At 68.3% G+C, this 19,807-nt stretch carries 17 protein-coding genes; 11 read left to right on the forward strand and 6 right to left on the reverse strand.

Features of this window, described 5'->3' with window-relative positions; translation table 11 throughout:
• Nucleotides 1-63: 63 nt before the first annotated feature.
• On the forward strand, nucleotides 64-972 hold the full coding sequence (locus MJ602_RS15245; protein WP_243021643.1) for a pseudouridine synthase: 909 nt from the start codon (nucleotides 64-66) through the stop codon (nucleotides 970-972).
• A gap of 31 nt (nucleotides 973-1,003) precedes the next feature.
• On the opposite strand, the gene MJ602_RS15250 is transcribed toward MJ602_RS15245, so the two are convergent.
• The 3 genes from MJ602_RS15250 to MJ602_RS15260 all read right to left on the reverse strand — a co-directional run bounded on the left by MJ602_RS15250 (nucleotide 1,004) and on the right by MJ602_RS15260 (nucleotide 5,369).
• A complete protein-coding gene (locus MJ602_RS15250) occupies nucleotides 1,004-2,047 on the reverse strand; it encodes a hypothetical protein (protein WP_243021644.1) in 1,044 nt (347 codons plus the stop codon).
• A 131-nt stretch (nucleotides 2,048-2,178) separates the two neighbouring features.
• On the reverse strand, nucleotides 2,179-2,961 hold the full coding sequence (locus tag MJ602_RS15255; RefSeq protein ID WP_243021645.1) for a hypothetical protein: 783 nt from the start codon (nucleotides 2,959-2,961) through the stop codon (nucleotides 2,179-2,181).
• On the reverse strand, nucleotides 2,961-5,369 hold the full coding sequence (locus tag MJ602_RS15260) for a Kelch repeat-containing protein (RefSeq protein ID WP_243021646.1): 2,409 nt from the start codon (nucleotides 5,367-5,369) through the stop codon (nucleotides 2,961-2,963). Before MJ602_RS15260 ends, MJ602_RS15255 begins: the two co-directional genes overlap by 1 nt.
• 92 nt (nucleotides 5,370-5,461) lie before the next feature.
• Between MJ602_RS15260 and MJ602_RS15265 the strand changes: the two genes are divergently transcribed.
• From MJ602_RS15265 to MJ602_RS15290, 6 genes are all read left to right on the forward strand, one after another.
• A complete protein-coding gene (locus tag MJ602_RS15265; protein WP_243021647.1) occupies nucleotides 5,462-7,327 on the forward strand; it encodes an acyl-CoA dehydrogenase in 1,866 nt (621 codons plus the stop codon).
• 184 nt (nucleotides 7,328-7,511) lie between these two features.
• Complete coding sequence (locus MJ602_RS15270) at nucleotides 7,512-8,303, forward strand: SDR family oxidoreductase (RefSeq protein WP_243021648.1); 792 nt, start codon at nucleotides 7,512-7,514, stop codon at nucleotides 8,301-8,303.
• Between the two features lie 175 nt (nucleotides 8,304-8,478).
• Nucleotides 8,479-8,919 carry a PaaI family thioesterase gene (locus MJ602_RS15275; protein ID WP_243021649.1) on the forward strand — a complete coding sequence of 147 codons (441 nt, stop codon included), beginning with the start codon at nucleotides 8,479-8,481 and terminating at the stop codon, nucleotides 8,917-8,919.
• Between the two features lie 82 nt (nucleotides 8,920-9,001).
• A complete protein-coding gene (locus MJ602_RS15280) occupies nucleotides 9,002-10,021 on the forward strand; it encodes an NADP-dependent oxidoreductase (protein WP_162016135.1) in 1,020 nt (339 codons plus the stop codon).
• 29 nt (nucleotides 10,022-10,050) lie between these two features.
• Nucleotides 10,051-10,986 carry a glutathione S-transferase family protein gene (locus MJ602_RS15285; RefSeq protein WP_243021650.1) on the forward strand — a complete coding sequence of 312 codons (936 nt, stop codon included), beginning with the start codon at nucleotides 10,051-10,053 and terminating at the stop codon, nucleotides 10,984-10,986.
• Nucleotides 10,983-11,888 carry an SDR family oxidoreductase gene (locus tag MJ602_RS15290; protein WP_162016137.1) on the forward strand — a complete coding sequence of 302 codons (906 nt, stop codon included), beginning with the start codon at nucleotides 10,983-10,985 and terminating at the stop codon, nucleotides 11,886-11,888. Before MJ602_RS15285 ends, MJ602_RS15290 begins: the two co-directional genes overlap by 4 nt.
• Nucleotides 11,889-11,914: 26 nt before the next feature.
• Here MJ602_RS15290 and MJ602_RS15295 read toward each other — a convergent pair whose 3' ends face one another.
• On the reverse strand, nucleotides 11,915-12,412 hold the full coding sequence (locus MJ602_RS15295) for a hypothetical protein (protein ID WP_243021651.1): 498 nt from the start codon (nucleotides 12,410-12,412) through the stop codon (nucleotides 11,915-11,917).
• Entirely contained in the window at nucleotides 12,409-13,122 is a 714-nt protein-coding gene (locus tag MJ602_RS15300) for an Lcl C-terminal domain-containing protein (RefSeq protein ID WP_243021652.1), read from the reverse strand. The genes MJ602_RS15295 and MJ602_RS15300 overlap by 4 nt, the downstream gene beginning before the upstream one ends.
• On the opposite strand from MJ602_RS15300, the gene MJ602_RS15305 reads away from it, so the two are divergent.
• Genes MJ602_RS15305 through MJ602_RS15315 form a run of 3 tightly spaced genes read left to right on the forward strand, consistent with a single transcriptional unit; the run spans nucleotide 13,121 to nucleotide 17,573 of the window.
• Nucleotides 13,121-15,508 (forward strand): Tex family protein, encoded by a 2,388-nt coding sequence (locus MJ602_RS15305; RefSeq protein WP_243021653.1) that lies wholly within the window; start codon nucleotides 13,121-13,123, stop codon nucleotides 15,506-15,508. The genes MJ602_RS15300 and MJ602_RS15305 overlap by 2 nt on opposite strands.
• Before the next feature lie 31 nt (nucleotides 15,509-15,539).
• Nucleotides 15,540-16,388 carry an HDOD domain-containing protein gene (locus MJ602_RS15310; RefSeq protein ID WP_243021654.1) on the forward strand — a complete coding sequence of 283 codons (849 nt, stop codon included), beginning with the start codon at nucleotides 15,540-15,542 and terminating at the stop codon, nucleotides 16,386-16,388.
• Between the two features lie 21 nt (nucleotides 16,389-16,409).
• Nucleotides 16,410-17,573: a patatin-like phospholipase family protein gene (locus MJ602_RS15315; RefSeq protein ID WP_243021655.1), complete on the forward strand. Its 1,164-nt coding sequence runs from the start codon at nucleotides 16,410-16,412 to the stop codon at nucleotides 17,571-17,573.
• Nucleotides 17,574-17,651: 78 nt separating this feature from the next.
• On the opposite strand, the gene MJ602_RS15320 is transcribed toward MJ602_RS15315, so the two are convergent.
• Nucleotides 17,652-18,788 (reverse strand): iron-containing alcohol dehydrogenase, encoded by a 1,137-nt coding sequence (locus MJ602_RS15320; RefSeq protein ID WP_243021656.1) that lies wholly within the window; start codon nucleotides 18,786-18,788, stop codon nucleotides 17,652-17,654.
• Nucleotides 18,789-18,863: 75 nt separating this feature from the next.
• On the opposite strand from MJ602_RS15320, the gene MJ602_RS15325 reads away from it, so the two are divergent.
• Complete coding sequence (locus MJ602_RS15325; protein ID WP_162016144.1) at nucleotides 18,864-19,733, forward strand: 2-keto-4-pentenoate hydratase; 870 nt, start codon at nucleotides 18,864-18,866, stop codon at nucleotides 19,731-19,733.
• Nucleotides 19,734-19,807: the final 74 nt, after the last annotated feature.

The raw sequence follows: 19,807 nt of genomic DNA on the forward strand, positions 1-19,807 counted from the left end.
CTGGGCCTGCGCGGCTTGATGGACCGACAGGCCATGGCCTCTCCCTTGAAATGATCGTCTGATATGCACAACCCCCGCCACCCCGACGTGTTGCCCGTGCGCGCAGGCGTGAGCCCCAGTTGCGTGGTGCTGCCCTCCAGCGGCAGCGGCACCATGCTGGACTTTCTGGCACAACGCATACCGGCCGTCACGCGCGAGGCATGGGCGCTGCGCATGGAGCAGGGTGACGTCGTCGATGAGCACGGCGTGCCCGTGACCCCGGCGCGGGCCTTCGAGCGCGGCATTCGCCTGTACTACTACCGCTGGCTCGACCAGGAGCCTTGCATCCCCTTCGAAGAAACGGTGCTCTACCAGGACGCCCACTTGCTGGTGGCCGACAAGCCGCATTTCATGCCCGTCACTCCCACGGGCCGCTATCTGCACCACAGCCTGCTGGTGCGCCTGAAGCACCGGCTGCAGTTGCCTGAACTCTCGCCGCTGCACCGCATCGACCGCGACACCGCGGGGTTGGTGCTTTTTTCGGTGCAACGGGCCACACGAGGGCTGTACCAGGGCCTGTTCCGCGATTGCGCCATCACCAAGCACTACGAGGCGGTGGCGCCCTGGCGTGAAGGTCTGGCGTTGCCGCCCGAATACCGCAGCCGCCTGGAGGAAAGCCCGCAGTTCTTCCGTATGCACGAAGTGCCTGGCGAACCCAACAGCCACACCCGCATCCAGGTGCTGGAGGTGGGGCAGGGCTGGGCACGCTACCGCCTGGAGCCCGTCACCGGCAAGCGCCACCAGTTGCGCGTGCACATGGCCGCGCTGGGCCTGCCCCTGCGCAACGATGCCTTCTACCCCGAGGTGAACGACCCGCCAGAGGGCGACTACTCCCGCCCCTTGCAACTGCTGGCCCGGTGGCTGGAATTCTCGGATCCCCTGACGGGCGAACCCCGGCGCTTCCTGAGTCAGCGGCAGTTGGAACCCTTGTGACCCGCAGCAGGCATGCCCACGTCAAGGGAGGCTAGGGCTGGAATTGCTGCGCAGCGGCGCGACCCTCGGTCGACAGGTAGGGCCACAGCTGCTTCCAGCTCAGGGGCACTTCGTCATTGCAGGCACGCATGGCGTGGAAGAAGTCGGTGTTGAACACCAGGCCCTTTGCCGAAGGGTAGGGCGCCTGCACGCTCATCAGGTCGAGCACTTCGCGGCAATCGTCGCCTTCGGTGTTGCGTGGGTGCAGTCGGGTGATCAGGCGCTTCAGGCCCGACGCAATGGGCTGGCCTGACTTGCTTGCGTGGGCAATGAGGGACTTTTCCCCGCCTTGCAGCCAGGCCCAGGTGTCCACCGCACGTCCCTTGTGCCACGACCAGGTGATGGTGGACAAGGACGAGGAGCCATGGGCGCCGCCGCAGAAGATCTCGGGCATGCTGTCTTGCAGCACGAGGTAGGCATCCGTCCATAGCACTGGCGTGAGCGTGCTGCCGATGGGCTCGTCCGAACTCGCAAAGCCCCGCGAACCGCGCCCAGCGCTGCAGTCGTAGGACAGCACCGACTGGCGACGAAGCCATTGCATCGCCAGGTGATTCAGCGCCTTGGCATGGGGCAGCTCGGCCGGTACCTGGAGCGTGGTGGCTTCCTCGCTGGACACGGTCTGATACGAGTGGCTGCCGATGGTGGCAGGTTCGCGCTTCAGGCGCATCGCCGCGAGGAGCGGTTCGTAAAAGGCCGGCTCGCAGTCCCCACCCAACGGGGCCGACTCTGTGGCAGGCGTGGGTATCGCCTTGCGCAGGGAGATGGGCTGGGCCTTGCCCTCGTCCGGTGCCGTCCAGGTGCCGGTGATCTGTGTGGGTGAGGTGGCCTGCAGCATCCAGCGGCCGCTGATGCGGCTTTCTCCATTGGGGCCGGGCACGGTTTCATCCAGCCTGAAATCGCCCGTTTTCCATGCTTGGGCAATGGCCTGGGGCTTGTCTCTGGGATCGACAGCGCCCTGGGGCGGCACCAGGGCGATGTTCCGGCGGTGGCGCAGGTAGTAGTACTGCGCCTGGCTGTCGTCAGAAAAACAAACCATCACCGGGGCCTGGCCGATGGTTCCTTTCCAGGCGCCTGTGGGCTTATCCTGGGCATGTGCGGCGACAGCCAGCCAAGCCGCGCCAAGGACCCAAGCCAGCGCTGCGATGCGTTGAGATAGAAGGCATTGGATCATCGCGACACCCAGCCTTCCCCGTCGCACTCGCCGCCAAAGGGGGAAGGGACATAGACCCCCGCAACCCCCGCAAGCTCCTTGGCGGCAGCGGCGCGGGCCAGGTAGAGCTTGGCTTCTCCGACTTCGTCGGCAAAGTCGATCAGGTAGTCGGGCTGGCCATCGCGGTCGAGGTCGCCCGCCCAGACCAGGTAGTCGGTCGATACGGTGTGCGAACACAGCCCCAGTTCGTCGAGCAACTGGCGCTTGCCCTGGGCGCGCAGTTGCAGCAGGAATCGGCCGCCTTCGGCATCGAACAGCGGCACCAGCGTGGCCTGCCCTCCGTGGGGCAAATCCACCGCCAGCTCCAGCGTGCCTTCGCTGGCGGGGCGCTTTTTTCGGAATGTGGCGGCCCCGTAGGTGGGCACCGGCCCGGCCTGCAGCCAGGGCGCAGCGGGGTCTTGTTTGAACCAGGCCAGCACCGTGCCGGGGCCGGCCGTCTGGCGGCGGAACACCAGTCGCTGGCCCTGGGTGGGCTGGTCGTCGTAGTGGCCCTGCCACTTCTCGCGGCGCACCTTGAGCTTGGCGGGCTCCAACTGGCAGTCCGTTTTGCTGCACACCAGCGCGAGCCATTGGCTGCCGCTGCGGTAGCGGTCGCCGGGCTGCCACTGGTCGGCGCCAAGCAGGAACTCGACGAGCTTGCTGCCCAGCGGCGTGGTTGCGTCACCCTGTTCGCCTGCCATGGCCGATGCGCCCATCAGCAGACCCATGGAGCCGTAGAGTACGACCGAAAATAACCGCATCACAGTCCTCCTACCGGGATCAAGAGTGCTTTGGGCTGTCCGTTGGCACCCACGACGGTGCGGCGCACGATGCGCCCCTGGTGCGCTCGCCAGTTCTCGCCCGGCCCCGCCTGCCACAGCAGGTCCCAGGCGCCTGTGGCGGGGTTGAGCCATTCCAGCCCGCTGGGCCCGCCGCCGGTGCCCAGGCCCGCGATCTCACCGCTGGCAAACAGTTCGTCCTCGATGGTGAAAAGGATGTACCGGTCGTTGATCTGCAGGCGCGAACCTTTGTGGGCCAGCGGCGCCCAGGCTGCTCCGGTGGGGTCGGAAGCTTCGAGCACAAAGCGTTGCGGCCCCGAGTCCTGCGCTGGCTGCGGGGCTGGTGCAGCCTTGATGACCCGCCCGCTGCGCATCACGATGGCGCGTCCACCAGCAGCCTTGGAGGGTGCCGAGCGGGACCAGCGCCGTGTGGTGGGGTCAAAGATCTCGTAGCGGCGCCAGGGCAGGAAGTCGCCGATGCCCACGTACTCGTCCGGCTGCCCAGGCTCCAGCACCTTGGTTGAATACCGGGCGATGCGTTCGGAACGCACCGACCCGCCTGCCACGACGATGCGGCCATCGTCGAGTTCCTGGACAACCATGGCGTTGGTTGCACCGTCCCCGTCGCCGTTGCGGCGTTCGCGGGTCAGCGCGGGCCAGGCACGGCTCTCGAAGAATGGCTGTGTGCCCCGCACGGTGAGTGTGAGCTGTTGCAGCTCGCCGCTGGGCTCAATCACCAGCAGGCTACCGTCGCGCAACTGCGCCACGGCGGCAGACGGTGAGGGGCCTTTTCCGCCCACCTCCTGCCAGACGGCGCTGCCGCCGGGCGCCAGCCACTCGGCCTTGAGCGGCTTGGGATCGCGCACGCCGCCATAAGGGCTGTCGGGCCCGTTGCCGCCCACCACCAGGATGCCGTTTGCGGCCCGGAAGGCCTTGGCATCCTGGCGCGCTGTCAGCAAGGATGGGAGCGTGCTCACGCGCCCCTCGCGGTCGATGGCTTCCACGGCGCTGCTGATGACGAACGCGTTCATCCCCGCATGGCGCGATCCGCCGATCACCAGCGCCGGGGCCTTGCCCGCGGCAGGCAGAAAGGCTGCGCCGTGCCGGTAGGTGACCAGGGTGCTTTCGGGTGGTGCCAGGGCAGAAGGGGCCGCGCCGCTGGGTGGCCGCAGCAGGCTCAGATCCGCATATTTCTGTTCGCCGCAGGACTTGCTCGAGTAATGCCCCTCGCTGCGGTTGACCAGCCAGGCATAGGCATTGCCATCGACGACAAAGGGGTAGAAGCCGCACCCGCCTTCTTCGCTGCCACTGGCCCATTCGCCCACGGTGCGCCAGCTCCAGTGGCGGGTGTCCAGCGATTGCACCGCGCCCGCAAGCCCTGGCACCACCAACAAGCTGCGGCCCCAGGGGGCGTCCCACCACAGATGCCTGTGCCGGGCTGTGCCGTTGGGCATGGGCGGCAGCGCTTCAAAGCGGTTGGTGGCCGGGTTCCAGCGTTCTGCCGTGCGCGAGGCGCCGCTGCCCCACGCGGCCGCCTGGGTCCAGCCGCCGGTGACCAGGACGCTGCCATCGGGCAGGCTGCTGGCCGCCAGTTCCGAGCGGGCCTCCAGCATCGGTGGGCCATTGCGCCAGGCCTTGGTCTTCAGGTCGAGCACATGGGTCTCGGCGCGGCAGGGTGAGCAACCGCGGTAGTTGCCGTTGGAGCCACCCAGAATCATCACCTGGTCCTGCCCGGCCACCGCGCTGGCAAAGTCGCGGTTGTACGCGACCGGCAGAACCGGCATGGCCGCGATCTCCAGCCGCCCCTTGCTGCGCTGCACGGTCAGCACCTTGATGTGGCGCGTGTCCTTTTCGCGCGTGACCAGTGCGGCCCGCTCGTCCCCCAGCGCCAGCAGCCCGGTCTGAAAAACGTCGATGGCTTCGCTGGTGTCCGCCTGCAGCACCGGGCCGCCGCCGTGGGGCAGGAACACGAAGCGCCAGCGCTCCTTGCCGTCCTGGCAACCGGTTTGCGTCAGGGCCAGCAGCCCGGTGGGCAGCACCAGTTGGCTGTACACAAATCCGCCGATGCCGGGCTTGAGCGGCACCTGTGCCGTGCGGCCGCTGGCCGGGTGCCAGCGTGCCATCACCAGCTCCCAGGCCCAGCAGCCCGTGGGCAGGCCCTTGGGGGTAGGCTCTATGGGCCGCTGCCCCAGCCAGCCCAGCTCACCGGTGGGCAGGGTGGTGATGGACTGGTTGTCTGGCAGGGGCAGTTCTGCATAGGCCGGAACTGGCGCGATCGCCGTTGCGGCGGTCCCTGGCACGGGGGCCAGGCAAGAAATCGCCAGCCCTGCCAGGGTGCCCAGGGCCTTGCCAGCGTGGCGGAGTCTTTGGAAGATGGAAGGGTGGGGCATGGGACAGGGCCGGTTTGGGGCCCCATGATAGGGGCTGTGTGCGTCACCCACCGGACACGGTTTTTCGGGCTGCGGCTTCTATCATTTGGCGCATGACCACCTCCCTCCGCTCCACCCTCGACTTTCTGTTGTACGACTGGCTCCAGGCCGAGTCGCTCACCGCGCGCGAGCGCTTTGCCGACCATTCGCGCGAGACCTTCGACGCCGTGATGGACACTTGCGAGCGCATCGCGCGCGAGAAGTACGCGCCCTTCAACCGCACGGTGGATGTGCAGGAGCCGCATTTCGACGGCGAGAAGGTCATCCTGCCGCAATGCACCTACGAAGCGCGCCAGGCCTATGCCGAAAGCGGCATGCTGAGCGCCGCGCAAGACTATGAGCTGGGCGGCATGCAGCTGCCCTATGTGGTGGAGTCGGCGGCGGGCAGCTTCTTTGGCTGCGCGTCCATCAGCATTGGCTCCAACCTGCTGACCACGGGCAATGCCAATGCCATCCTGGTGCATGGCACGCCGATGCAGCAGCAGGTGTTTGCCGCCAACGAATTCAACGGCCGCTGGGCGGGCACCATGTGCCTGAGCGAGCCGCAGGCAGGCTCGTCCTTGAGCGACATCACCACCCGCGCCGAGGCCGATGGCGAGGGCTTCGAGACCGACCCGCTGGGCCCGCGCTACCGCCTGCGCGGCAACAAGATGTGGATCAGCTCGGGCGACCATGAGCTGACCGAGAACATCGTGCACCTGGTGCTGGCCAAGATTCCGGGGCCGGATGGCAAGCTGGTGCCGGGCGTGAAGGGCATCTCGCTGTTCATCGTGCCCAAGAAGCTGGTGGACACCGAAGGCCAGCTCACCGGCGAGCGCAACGACGTGGCCCTGGCCGGCCTGAACCACAAGCTGGGCTGGCGCGGCACCACCAACACGCTGCTGAACTTTGGCGAGGGCAAGTACCCCGTGCGCGCGGAGCAGGGCGGCGGCCTGGACGGCCGGGGGGCTGGCGCCATCGGCTACCTGGTGGGCAAGCCGGGCGAGGGCCTCAAGTGCATGTTCCACATGATGAACGAGGCACGCATCGCCATCGGCATGGCCGCCACCATGCTGGGCCTGGCGGGCTACTACGCCAGCCTGGACTACGCCAAGACGCGCCTGCAGGGCCGCCCCATCAGCGAAGGCGGCAAGGACGCCAGCAGCCCCCAGGTGCGCCTGATCGAGCACGCCGACGTCAAGCGCATGCTGCTGGCGCAAAAGAGCTACAGCGAGGGCGCGCTGGCGCTCAACCTGTACTGCGCCAAGCTGGTGGACGAGGGCCGCACGGGCAGCGCCGAGGCCGCCGCGCAGGCCAAGCTGCTGCTGGAGGTGCTCACCCCCATCGCCAAGAGCTGGCCCAGCGAGTTCTGCCTGGAGGCCAATTCGCTGGCCATCCAGATCCACGGCGGCTACGGCTACACGCGCGACTTTCCGGTGGAGCAGTACTGGCGCGACAACCGCCTGAACATGATCCACGAGGGCACGCACGGCATCCAGGCCGCCGACCTGCTGGGCCGCAAGGTCATCATGCAGGGCGGGGCAGGGCTGCAGCTGTTGGCGCGCACCATCGGAGCCACCATTGCCCAGGCCCGCCAAAGGCCCGAACTGGCGCCCTATGCCGACCAGCTCGCCCAGGCCCTGCAGGACGTGAGCGCCGCCACCCAGGCCGCCTGGTCCACCGGCAACCCCAACGAGGCGCTGGCCAACGCCGTGCCTTACATGCAGGCCTTTGGCCACATGGTGCTGGCCTGGATGTGGCTGGATGTAGCGTGCAAGGTGCTGGCGCAAGATGCTACGCTTTCGATAGCTGCTAACGTAGGAAGAATGGGCGCTGCAAGGTATTTTTACCATTACGAGCTGCCCAAGATCGGTGCCTGGCTGCGCGTGGTGGGCACTCGCGACCCCACCTGCATGGCGATGGCAGAAGAGGCGTTCTAAGGCGACACGGCACAACTACCACGCGCACCCGCCCCGTGCCTGTGTCCCGGCGTTTTGCCCCGGCCAATCGCTCAGGAGACAGGCGTCGCCAGGGCGGGCGCGCACAATCGTTCGACGACGACCGGCCCTGGCAGCGCTGCTGGGCGGTCAGGGCCAATGCATTACCCAAGGAGACCACACCACCATGACCCGTACCATCCAACAACTGTTCGACCTCCAAGGCAAGACCGCACTCGTCACCGGCGGCTCGCGCGGCCTGGGCCTGCAGATGGCCCACGCGCTGGGCGAGGCGGGCGCGCGCATCATGCTCAGCTCGCGCAAGGCCGCCGACCTGGAAGAGGCCACCGCCGAGCTGCAGGCCGCTGGCATTGATGCCCGCTGGATAGCTGCCGACTGCGCCAAGGAAGCCGACATCGAGCGCCTGGGGCGCGAGACGCTGGAGCGCATGGGCGACATCGACATCCTCGTCAATAACGCGGGTGCCACCTGGGGTGCACCGGCCGAAGACCACCCGCTCGACGCCTGGGACAAGGTCATGAACCTCAACGTGCGCGGCTACTTCCTGCTCAGCCAGTACGTGGCCAAGCACAGCATGATTGCGCGCAAGCGCGGCAGTATCCTGAACGTGGCCTCCATTGCCGGCCTGGGGGGCAACCCGGTGGGCATGCAGACCGTGGCGTACAACACCTCCAAGGGCGCGGTCATCAACTTCACGCGCGCGCTGGCGGGCGAGTGGGGGCGCTACGGCATCCGCGTCAACGCCATCTGCCCGGGCTTTTTCCCCAGCAAGATGACCAAGGGCCTGTTGCAGGCGCTGGGCGAAGACAAGCTGCGCGCCCATGCACCGCTCAACCGCCTGGGCGACGACGAAGACCTCAAGGGCCTGAGCGTGCTGCTGGCGTCGGACGCGGGCAAGCACATCACCGGCCAGTATGTGGCCGTGGATGGCGGCGTGAGCGCGCTGGTGGGGGGGTGATTTTGGTGCACCCCCCTGTGGCGCTGCGCGCCTTCCCCCCGCTCTCGCCTCGCGTTGCGAGGCGGGCAGGGGGACGCCGCCAGTGCGGCGGGGCGGCCCTTGCACGGCGGCCCTGGTCTGGGGCGCGCCCATGTCCTGCGGCAGGGGTGGTGCGGCGTGTTGTGGAGATGCTGAGATGACAGACGCAATGAGCTTTGGCGTGCACATTCCGTTTGTGGAGCACCTGGGCTTTACCCTGCACCGCATGGAGGCGGGGGAGTCCGAGCTGCGCTACGCGGCGCGGCCGGAGCACCACAACTCGTTTGACGTGACCCACGGCGGTGCGCTGATGACGCTGCTGGACGTGGCCATGGCCACGGCGGCGCGCAGCCACGCGCCCGAGATGGGCGTGGTCACCGTCGAGATGAAGACCAGCTTCATGCAGCCCGCCCAGGGGCCGCTGGTGGCGCGTGGGCGCCTGCTGCACCGCACGGCCACGCTGGCCTTTACCGAGGCCACGGTGCATGACGCACAGGGCCGCCTGTGCTGCCAGGCCACGGGCACCTTCAAGGTGGTGCGCCGCCTGCCGGTGGATGGGCGCCAGGTGCATGTACTCAAGGCCGTGCCCACCGATTGATGGGTTCATAGACAAATCTGGCTGTAGCGCTTATGGATAAAGCGAAAGCAGCTATCAAAACAGTAGCAAAAGGAGCCAAACCATGCCCCGCAACCAGCAAATCCTGCTTGCCAGCCGCCCCCAGGGCGAAGCCACGGTGGAGAACTTCCGCCTCGTCGCCACCGACACGCCTGCGCTGCAGGACGGCCAGGTGCTGGTGCGCCACCACTACCTCAGCCTGGACCCCTACATGCGCGGCCGCATGAACGAGAGCAAGAGCTACGCCGCCGCCCAGCCGCTGGACAGCGTGATGATCGGCGGCACGGTGGGCGAGGTGGTCGAGAGCCGCCATCCCAAGTACGCCGCGGGCGACAAGGTGGTGGGCATGGGTGGCTGGCAGGAGTACAGCGTGGTCGATGCCAACACCCCCGGCACCCTGCGCAAGGTGGACACCACCCATGTGCCCCTGTCGCACTACCTGGGCGCCGTGGGCATGCCCGGCGTCACGGCCTGGTACGGGCTGGTCAAGATCATTGCGCCCAAGGCGGGTGACACCGTGGTGGTGAGCGCCGCCACCGGCGCGGTGGGCAGCGCCTTTGCTGCGCTGGCCAAGGCCCGGGGCTGCCGTGCGGTGGGCATTGCGGGCGGCGCCGACAAATGCCGTTACGCCACCGAGGAGCTGGGCTTTGACGCCTGCATCGATTACAAGGCGCACAACGGCGACACGCGCTCGCTGGCCAAGGCGCTCAAGGACGCCTGCCCCGACGGCATCGACGGCTACTTTGAAAACGTCGGCGGCTGGATCATGGATGCCGTGATGCTGCGCATGAATGCGTTTGGCCGCATTGCCGTGTGCGGAATGATCGCGGGCTACGACGGCGCGCCCCTGGCCATGGCCAACCCGGCGCTCATCCTCATCAACCGCATGAAGGTCGAAGGCTTCATCGTGGGCGAGCACATGGAGGTCTGGCCCGAGGCGCTCAAGGAACTGGGTCAGCTCGTGGGCAGCGGCACGCTGCGCCCGCGCGAGAGCGTGGCCCAGGGCCTGGCGGCTGCGCCCGAGGCCTTCCTGGGCATGCTCAAGGGCAAGAACTTCGGCAAGCAGCTCGTCAAGCTGGTCTGAACCCATTGACCACCACCGCCGGAGACCCCATGGACACCCTGATCCTGCACCACTACCCCGCGTCGCCCTTTGCCGAAAAGATCCGCCGCGTGCTGGCCTTCAAGCAACTGGCCTACCGCTCGGTCATCATCCCCGACGTGATGCCCAAGCCCGATGTGCTGGCCCTGACCGGCGGCTACCGGCGCACGCCCATCCTGCAGATCGGCGCCGACATCTATTGCGACACCGCGCTCATCTGCCAGGTGCTGGAGCAGCGCAGCGCCGAGCCCGCGCTGTACCCGCCGCACCTGCTGGGGGTCTCGCGCATCGTCGCGCAGTGGGCCGACAGCACCTTGTTCTGGGCCGCCATGGCCTACAACCTGCAGCCGCGTGGCGCTACCGCCCTGTTTGCGCAGCAGCCGCCGGAGGCCGCCAAGGCCTTTGCCGCCGACCGGGGCGCCATGAGCGCTGGCATGCAGCGCCTGCGCCCGCAGGACGCCACCGCCGCCTACCGCTCCTACCTGCGGCGCATTGCCCACATGGTGGAGGAGCATGACTTCCTCTTTGGCGACCAGCCCTGCGTGGCCGACTTTGCCGCCTACCACCCGCTGTGGTTCACCCGCGTGTGTGTGCCCACCATGGCCGACATCTTCGAGCCCGTGCCCGCCGTGCTGGAGTGGATGGACCGCATCGCCGCCCTGGGCCCGGCGCGCATGGAGAAGTTCAAGGCCGAAGACGCCATCACCGTGGCCGCCAACGCCGAGCCCGCGCCGCTGCTGGATGACGTGTTCCAGGACGAGCACGGCATCCCCCTGGGCAGCCAGGTCACCGTGGCGGCAGAGAGCTTCGGCCAGGAACCCACGCAAGGCACGCTGCTGGCGGCCACCCGCACCCGTTACACGCTGCGCCGCGAAGACCCCCGTGCGGGCACGGTGCACGTTCATTTCCCACGCATCGGATACGTACTCAGAAAGGCAGAGCAATGATCGACAACTTTGCAGGCAAGACCGCCGTCCTCACCGGCGCGGGCTCGGGTTTTGGGCTGGAATGCGCGCGCATCGGCGCACGCCTGGGCATGAACCTGGTGCTGGTCGATGTGCAGCAGGACGCGCTGGACGCCGCCGCCGCTGAAATGCGCGCTGCGGGCAGCCAGGTGCTGGCCTGCCGCGTGGACGTGTCCAACGCCGCGCAAATGGAGCAACTCGGAGCCGACGTGCTGGCGCGCTTCGGGGCGCCGCACCTGGTGTTCAACAACGCGGGCGTGGGCTCGGGTGGCCTGATCTGGGAAAACTCGGTGCAGGACTGGGAATGGGTGCTGGGCGTCAACCTCATGGGCGTGGTGCACGGCGTGCGTGTATTCACCCCCATGATGCTCGACGCCGCCCGCAACGACCCCGCCTGGCGCGGCCACATCGTCAACACCGCCAGCATGGCCGGCCTGCTCACGCCGCCCAACATGGGCGTGTACAACGTCAGCAAGCACGCCGTGGTGAGCCTGAGCGAGACGCTGTACCAGGACCTTTCCCTCGTGAGCGACCAGGTCGGCGCCAGCGTGCTGTGCCCGTACTTTGTGTCCACCGGCATCAACGACAGCCACCGCAACCGCCCCGGCGCCCTGGCGGCCGACAAGCCCACGCGCAGCCAGCTCATCGGCCAGGCCATGATCTCCAAGGCGGTCAGCAGCGGCAAGGTGACCGCCGCCGAAGTGGCGCAAAAGGTCTTCGACGCCGTGGCCGCCGGGCAGTTCTACATCTTCAGCCACCCCCAGGCCCTGGGCGCGGTGCGCACGCGCATGGAAGACATCGTGCAGGTGCGCAACCCCACCGACCCCTTTGCCGACAAGCCCGAGCTGGGCGTACAACTGCGCGCGCAGTTGCGCGCCGGGTAAGGCCCTTCACGCAGCGGCTGCGGACTTCATTCGTCTGGCTGGGTGGCCGCAGCCGCCACCACCGCCAGCACAAAGGCCATGCACAGGGCCCATTTCAGGGCCACGGCCGCGAAGGCGGCGCTGTACACCTGCGGCACGCCAAAGCGCGGCACCTCGGTCAGCCACCAGTGCAGCGCGTTTTCGGTGGCGTCGCTGGCGGCGGCCAGTGGCAGCAACCAAGCCACGGCGGTGCGCAGCCATGGGCGCCAATGCGCCATCAGCCCCTGCCGCGTGGCAAACAGGTAGCCAAACACGCCGTAGGCCAGCAGCAGCGCACCGTCGATGAGCAGGTGCAGGCGGTAGCGTTCCAGGTGCTCGGGCGGCCAGGTGTGCACGATGGCGCCAAACGCCTGCGGCGTGGCGGCAAATTGCAGGCTCAGGGCGCTGGGGCGCAGCGGCGCCAGGTACCACAGCAGACCCGTCAGCAGCACAACCACCAGCAGGGCGCTGCCATACAAGGCGGCGCGGGTTGTGGCGCCGTTCACGGGTAGGGGCGCACCAGCCGCACGGGCAGCGCGCTGTCCTTGTGCACCGGGGCAGAGTCGCCGCTGCCCATGTCCACCGCCCAGCCCTGGCGCGTGCCCATGCGGTTGGCCACGCCGCCGGTGCTGCCCTGCATGGCACTGCCATAGTTGTACATGTTGACGCTGCCGGTGTGGATGCGCGAGGTGCTGGACCAGTGCCAGGTGCCGGGCGAGGACGGGAACAGCACCGAATCCACCCCTGGCGGCACGGCGCGGCGCTGCACCAGGTGGCGCAGCTCGGTGGCGCGGGGCAAGCGCCAGGGCACGCCCTCGGCCTGGCTGCGCTCGCGCGCCACGGCCTGGGCTTCGCCGCGGGTGAACAGGCGTGGCAGACCGGCACAGGTCTTGCCGTTCCAGCGCGTGCCTTCCAGGCAGCGCGACCAGGCGACCTTGGAGCGCGCATCGATCACCAGGGTGCCGTCCTCCGACACCTCCATGCGTACCGGGGCGGCCGCAGGGGCGGAGGTGGGGGGCTGGGCTTGGCCGTCCTCGTCCTCGTCTGGTTGTGCATGGGTGGCACCGCCGGCCAGGGCGGCCAGCGCCAGCACGCACGCCTGGGCCAAGCGCCATGTGCGCCCGATGCGGGCGGCAGGGCGGGGCGCGCAGGTGACGGATGGTGCCGGCCCGGCTGTGGCAAACTCGCGCGCTTCGTGTTTCAGACCTTGGTTCATGCAGAGCATCATCCGGCAATTGGCCGCAGAAATCAAAATTGGGGAATCGCAGGTCCGCGCTGCGGTGGATTTGCTGGACGGCGGGGCCACCGTGCCCTTCATCGCGCGCTACCGCAAGGAGGCGACCGGCGGGCTGGACGACATCCAGCTGCGCGAGCTCGAAGCGCGCCTGTCCTACCTGCGCGAGCTGGACGAGCGCCGCGCCGCCGTGCTCAAGGCGATTGACGAGCAGGGCAAGCTCACCGACGCCTTGCGCGCCGCCATTGCCGCCGCGCCCACCAAGCAGGAACTGGAAGACCTGTACCTGCCCTTCAAGCAAAAACGCCGCACCAAGGGCCAGATTGCACGCGAATTCGGCATCGAGCCGCTGGCCGACAAGCTGTTTGCCGACCCCACGCTGGACCCGGTGGCCGAGGCGCAGGCCTTCTGCAAGCCCGCCACGCTGCTGGACGACGGCAAGCCGGGGCCGGACTTCTCCACCCCCCTGGCGGTGCTGGACGGGGTGCGCGACATCCTCTCCGAACGCTGGGCCGAAGACCCGCAGCTCGTGCAGGCACTGCGCGAATGGCTGTGGGCCGAGGGCCTGCTGCGCAGCAAGAAGGTGGAGTCCAAGAACGAGGCCGATCCCGAGGTGGCCAAGTTCCGTGATTACTTCGACTACGACGAGCCCATTGGCCGCGTGCCCTCGCACCGGGCGCTGGCGGTGTTCCGCGGCCGGGCGCTGGAGATTCTGGAAGCCAAGCTCGTGCTGCCCGTCGAACCTGAGCCTGGCAAACCCAGCCTGGCCGAAGGCAAGATTGCCCTGCACCTGGGCTGGAGCCACGCAGGCCGCAAGGCCGACGACCTGATCCGCAAATGCGTGGCCTGGACCTGGCGCGTCAAGCTCAGCCTCTCGACCGAGCGCGACCTGTTCTCGCGCCTGCGCGAAGAGGCCGAGAAGGTCGCCATCAAGGTGTTTGCCGACAACCTGCGCGACCTGCTGCTGGCCGCCCCGGCGGGCACCAAGGCGGTGATGGGGCTGGACCCCGGCATCCGCACCGGCGTGAAGGTGGCCGTGGTGGACGCCACCGGCAAGCTCGTCGAAACCGCCACCATCTACCCCCACGAGCCGCGTCGCGACTGGGACGGCAGCCTGCACACGCTGGCCCGCCTGGTCGAAAAGCACGGCGTGCAGCTCATCGCCATCGGCAACGGCACCGCCAGCCGCGAGACCGACAAGCTCGCCGCCGAGCTCATCAAGTTATGGCAAAAAGCGGCCCAAGGGCAAGCGGGACAAGCGCAGGCAGCTATCGAAAAGATAGTGGTCAGCGAAGCCGGCGCCTCGGTCTATTCGGCCAGCGAATACGCCAGCCAGGAAATGCCCGACGTGGACGTGAGCCTGCGCGGCGCCGCCAGCATTGCGCGGCGCCTGCAGGACCCGCTGGCCGAGCTGGTCAAGATCGACCCCAAGAGCATTGGCGTAGGCCAGTACCAGCACGACGTGAACCAGAGCGAGCTGGCGCGCACGCTGGATGCGGTGGTCGAAGACTGCGTCAACTCCGTGGGCGTGGACCTGAACACCGCCAGTGCGCCGCTGCTCTCGCGCGTGTCGGGCCTCTCGCCCAGCGTGGCCAAGGCCGTGGTGCGCTGGCGCGAGCAGAACGGCGCGTTCAAAAACCGCAAGCAGCTCATGGACGTGTCGGGCCTGGGCGCCAAGACCTTCGAGCAGGCCGCGGGCTTTCTGCGCATCCGCGGCGGCGACAACCCGCTGGACATGACCGGCGTGCACCCCGAGACCTACCCCGTGGTGGAGCAGATCATTGCCCAGACCGGCAAGCCCGTGGCCGAGCTGATGGGCCGCGCCGACATGCTCAAGACGCTCAAGCCCGAGCTGTTTGCCAACGAGAAGTTCGGCGTCATCACGGTCAAGGACATCCTGGGCGAGCTGGAAAAGCCCGGCCGCGACCCGCGCCCCGACTTCAAGGTGGCGCGCTTCAACGAAGGCGTGGAAGACATTGCCGACCTCAAGGAAGGCATGGTGCTGGAGGGCACGGTGAGCAACGTGGCCCAGTTCGGCGCCTTTGTGGACCTGGGCGTGCACCAGGACGGGCTGGTGCACGTCAGCCAGTTGGCACACAAGTTTGTGCAGGACGCGCGCGAGGTGGTCAAGACCGGCGACATCGTCAAGGTCAAGGTACTGGAGGTGGATGTTGCACGCAAGCGCATCAGCCTGAGCATGAAGCTGGACGCCGCCCCCGCGCGCCGCGACGGGCCGCGCGACAACCGCTTTGAAAGCGCAGGCCGGGGCCAGGCACAGTCGCGCCGAAGCAACGAACCCGCGCCCCAGAGCGCCATGGCCTCGGCGTTTGCCAAGCTGCAGCAAGGAAAGGGCAGGGCAGGTACATAATCAGGCGAACCGATCCCACCGCCGTGCCCCCATGGAACTGAACGCCCTGCTGGCCACGCCCGCCCTCCTGCCCAGCCTGCCCAGGGCGGTGGCCTTGCTCATGAGCGAGCTGGCGCACGAGGAACCCAACCTGCGGCGCGTGAACCAGTTGTTCGGCACCGACCCGGCCCTGGCCGCCCGCCTGCTCGAAAAAGCCAACTCCGACGCCTTCGCAGGCCCCCGCACCGTGGCCGGCATCTCCGAGGCGCTGGCCCTGCTGGGCACGGCGCACCTGCGCGAACTGGTCAGTACCGCGCCGCTGGGCACGGCCTCGCGCTCGGTGCCGGGCCTGAACCTGCAACAGTTCTGGCGCTACAGCCTGGCCGCAGCCAAGTTCGCCCGCTCGCTGGCGGGCAGCGTGCACCACAGCCAGGCGGCGGCCTACACCGCAGGCTTGCTGCACGGCATTGGCGAGTTGCTCATCCACCAGGCCGACCCCGAGCGCGTGCAGTCGCTCAACACCCTGGTCGCGCCGCTGGACCTGCGCCGGGCCAAGCTGGAAGGGCGCATCTTTGGCTACTGCTACAACCAGGTCAGCGCCGGCCTGGCGGAGCGCTGGCAGTTGCCCGAGGCCGTGGTCGATGCCCTCAAATACCAGCACGCCCCGTTCGAAAACCGCACCTACGAGCCACTGGCCGGTGTGGTGCACCTGGCCGTGTGGCGCGTGCGCGCCCACGAGGCGGGCATGGACGAAAAGGAAATGGTCGTCACCTTCCCCGACCAGGTGGGCCTGCCCCTGGGGCTGGACATCGACATGGTGCTGCGCCAGGACCCCATCGACTGGAACCCCAAACCCGAAGAATCCGCCGATGCCGCAGACCCCGACCTGTACCTGGTCTGACCTGATCTGCGACCCATCGGCATGAAGGCACTGCGCATCCACGCAGGCGCAAAGGCGCTGGCCCACCTGCGCCGCCACGGCCTGCAGCCGCAGGACGTGTGCACCATCCCCGCCGCCGCCGGCGGCCCCAAGGGCCTGGTGCTGGGGCCGTTGGACCGCTTTCTGTTCGGCACCTGGCTGCCGCGCTCCACCCAGCCCGTGCACCTGGTGGGCGCCTCCATCGGCGCGTGGCGCATGGCCACGGCCTGCCTGCCCGACCCGGTGGCCGCCCTGCAGCGGCTGGAGCACGACTATATCGCCCAGCAGTACGACCCCGAGCCCGGCGCCCGCCGCCCTACGCCGCAGCAGGTCAGCGCCCGTTTCGGCCAAACGCTGCAGGCGTTTTACGGCGGGCAGATCGATTCCGTGCTGCAACACCCCCGCTACCGCCTGCACATCGTAGCGGCCCGTGGCCGCCACCTGTTGGCGCGTGAGCACCGCTGGGCCACGCCGCTGGGCTACCTGGGCGCCTTTGTGTCCAACATGGCGCAGCGCAAGGCCCTGAGCGCCTGGCTGGAACGCGTGGTGTTCTCCGCGCCCGATGGCGCACCGGGCGCCGCCTGCGCACCGCTGCCCTTTGCCACGCACGACCTGCGCACACGCCAACTGCCGCTGACCGAAGCCAACTTCCTGGCCGCCATGCAGGCCAGTTGCTCCATCCCCTTCGTGCTGCAGGCCGTGCCACACATTGCAGGCGCCCCCAGCGGCGCCTACTGGGACGGCGGCATCACCGACTACCACATGCACCTGCACTACCGTTGCCCACGAAATGCTATTAAAACAATAGCTGCCAGCGCAATGGATACGGGCGCTGAAGGCCAAAAAGATTCAAACCCTGCCGGGCTGGTGCTGTACCCCCACTTCCAGCAGGCCGTGGTGCCCGGCTGGCTGGACAAACACCTGCGCTGGCGCCACCATGCCACCCCGGCGCTGGACCACATGGTGCTGCTGAGTCCCCACCCCGACTGGGTGCGCAGCCTGCCCCACGCCAAACTGCCCGACCGCAACGACTTCATCCACTACGCCCACGACCCCGCCCAGCGCATGCGCCTGTGGCGCACCGCCGTATCGGCCAGCGAGCAACTGGCCCAGGAGTTCAGTGCGTGGCTGGAGCGGCCGGATGTGGGGGTGGTGGGGGCGCTATAGGTTCTGGGTCAACTGCGGCTACAACAGAGGCCGAGATTTTTTACCGTGCTTTGTGCGACGTCTTTGTGGGGGCGATGGCTACATCGACGCCGCCAGCAGCTCCCGGTACTCCTCTGCCGTGGCCACACGCGGGTTGGTTTTGTGGCAGTGGTCGGCCAGCGCGCCTTTGATCACGTCGTCGAACAAGGCTTCGGTCACGCCCATGGCGGCCAGGCCGGTGGGCAGGCCCAGGCGGGCGTTCATGTCGCGGATGGCTTCGGGGATGTCCGTCGCGCTGTTCAGGCCCATGGCGTGGGCCATGCGCTCCAGGCGCCTGTCCTTTTGCACCGATGGGGCCTGCGCGTTGAAGCGCACCACGGAGGGCAGGAACATGGCGTTGAGGGTGCCGTGGTGCAGGCGCGGGTTCACGCCGCCCAGGCTGTGGCTCAGGCTGTGCACGGCGCCCAGGCCTTTTTGGAAGGCCATGGCGCCTTGCATGCTGGCGCTCATCATGTTCAGGCGCGCTTCGCGATCGGAGCCGTCGCGCGTGGCCTTTTCGATGGCGGCCCAGCCGCGCTCCAGGCCGTCGAGCGCGATGCCGTCGGCCGGTGGGTTGAAGGCGGCGGACATGAAGGTCTCCATGCAGTGCGCAATGGCGTCCATGCCGGTGGCGGCGGTCAGCAGTGGGGGCAGGCCCAGCGTGAGTTCGGGGTCGCAGATGGCGGTCTTGGGCACCAGGTTCCAGGAGTGGAAGCCGAGCTTGCGGTGGTCGTCCACGATGATGATGGCGCCGCGCGCCACCTCGCTGCCGGTGCCGCTGGTGGTGGGCACGGCGATCAGCGGCGCGGCCCGCTCGGTGATGCGCGGCGAGCCGCCTTCGATGGTGGCGTAGTGCGTGAGCGGCCCTTCGTGCGTGGCCGCAATGGCGATGCCCTTGGCGCAGTCGATGGCCGAGCCGCCGCCCACGGCGATGAGGCCGTCGCAGCCCTGGGCCTGGTACACCGCCACGGCGGCGCGCACGGCGGCCTCGGTGGGGTTGGAGGGCGTTTGGTCGAACACGGCCACGGGCAGGTCGGGCAGGGCGTCCAGCGCTTTTTGCAGCACGCCGGCGGCCTTCACGCCGGGGTCGGTGACCACCAGCGGGCGTGTGATGCCCACGCGTTCGCACTCCTGCTTCAGCAGCTGGATGGCGCCGTATTCGAACTGGATCTGGGTGACGTAGTAAATGAAGGCCATGGCGTGGGGGTGACAGCAACCGCTGCCCGCTTGCGTTTAGGATGGATGCAAACAACTGTAAACCCGGAGACCTGCATGACCAAGACCCGCACCCTTGTCCCCCTGGCGCTGGCCGTCGCTTTTGCGACAAACGCAAGTGCTGCCTGCCTGAGCGATGCGCAGGCCGCCGAGTTGGCGGCGCATTACCTGTCGCGCCAGCCCGCAGCCAACCCCGAGGGGCTGAGCGATGCCGATGGCGCCTGCACGCGCGCCAAGCTCAACGCGCTGCTGGCGCCGCGCCTGGGCAAGGTGGTGGGCTACAAGGCGGGCCTGACCAATCCGGCGGTGCAAAAGCGCTTCAACACCGACAAGCCGGTGTGGGGCAAGCTCTACGAGGGCATGGTGCTGGCGAACGGCGCCACGGTGGAGGCGGCCTTTGGCGCGCGCCCCTTGTACGAGGCGGACATGCTGGTGCGCGTCAAGAGCGCGGCCATCAACCAGGCGCGCACGCCCATGGAGGTGCTCGAAGCCATCGACCAGGTCATCCCTTTCATCGAGCTGCCCGACCTGGTGGTGCAGGCGCCGCCCAAGCTCAACGGCGCGGCCATCAGCGCCATCAACGTGGGCGCCCGCCTGGGCGTGGCCGGTGCGCCCCTGGCCGTGCCCGTGCTGCGCGCCGAGCGCTACGCGCTGCTCGATGCCCTGCGCGACATGCAGGTGCGCCTGCAGGACGGTAGCGGTGCAGTGCTGGGTGCTGGCAAGGGCAGCGACATTCTGGAGCACCCGCTCAACGCCGTGGTGTGGCTGGCCGGTGCCCTGGCGCAAGAGGGGCTGGCCATGCAGCCGGGCGACCTCATCAGCCTGGGCTCGTTCTCGCCGCTGCTGCCGCCCAAGCCGGGGCTGGCCGTGACGGCCACCTACCACGGCCTGCCCGGTGCTGCGCCGGTGCGTGTGCAGTTCAAGTGAGGGGCTTGCGGCAGTGGATTCCACCTTGCACACCCACGCACACCTGCACATCCACCATGGCCGCCTCACGCCGC

It is taken from the genome of Simplicispira sedimenti (assembly GCF_022760965.1).
Classification (GTDB): Bacteria; Pseudomonadota; Gammaproteobacteria; order Burkholderiales; family Burkholderiaceae_C; genus Simplicispira; species Simplicispira sedimenti.